The organism is Flammeovirga agarivorans, assembly GCF_012641475.1.
In the GTDB taxonomy this organism is placed as follows: domain Bacteria; phylum Bacteroidota; class Bacteroidia; order Cytophagales; family Flammeovirgaceae; genus Flammeovirga; species Flammeovirga agarivorans.
Genome location: NZ_JABAIL010000077.1, coordinates 1 through 744, shown reverse-complemented (window position 1 = coordinate 744; position 744 = coordinate 1). Strand labels below are relative to the sequence as shown.

The 744-nt window shown below is 51.3% G+C and carries 2 protein-coding genes; both read right to left on the bottom strand.

From position 1 onward, the window contains the following. Positions 1-490: hypothetical protein (locus tag HGP29_RS28315; RefSeq protein ID WP_211093459.1), on the bottom strand; the 490-nt coding region annotated here is incomplete at its 3' end. Between the two features lie 18 nt (positions 491-508). Next, positions 509-744 (bottom strand): hypothetical protein (locus tag HGP29_RS28825; protein WP_211093458.1); only part of this gene is annotated, 236 nt, incomplete at its 5' end.

Here is a 744-nt window from a genome sequence, read left to right as displayed (position 1 = left end):
CCGCCGCAACTGTAGTGAAATCCCAGCCAGCCTCGTTGTTATAACTTGCTGAGCCGTTGGTATTATCCCCGAGTTTTACACCCACGACGGAACCAACAGGGAACGCTGAGAAGTCCCCGGCAATGACTGTTGTACCAACAGGGCACTGGGCGGCAGTCAGGTTCGTAGTCACGCTCCTTACCATCTTAACGGTCTTACCTCGTATGATGATAGGGAAGTCCAGAAAGGTTCCTACTGGAACATCCAGATTAAGCGGGAAGTCCACCTCGAATGGCTGACCTTGGTTCGTGTAGTGCCCCGGCCCAAACTCCACAGTCCGGCCAAGTCGTGCAGCCTCTACCGCTACTTCCAGTAGTGCCGATGGCGTGATGCTCACATCTTTGACGTAATGCACCGGGTTCTCTAAGCCATCAATTGCCTGTTGGAGAGTGCGCCCATCCTTGAGCACACCAATGGTTGAGCCTTTCGGCTGGTTCAGGTTGTTTAACATATGTTTCTCCTTATTAAGTTACTGTTCGCCCCACTGCACCCGGCGAATGATGTAGGATGGATTACTAATAATTACCGCTGCGTAGTCTCCAGCCGTGTAATCCGAACCAGTCCATTTTCTAACCACGGCGTAAGTTGCGGACACGCTAGTAACCTTATAAACCTCCGCGTTAATCTCAAGGTATTCACCCACAGCTACTGACGATGAGTTAAGAGACACCACCGTATCACCTGCCACAATCGTATCATACAGGG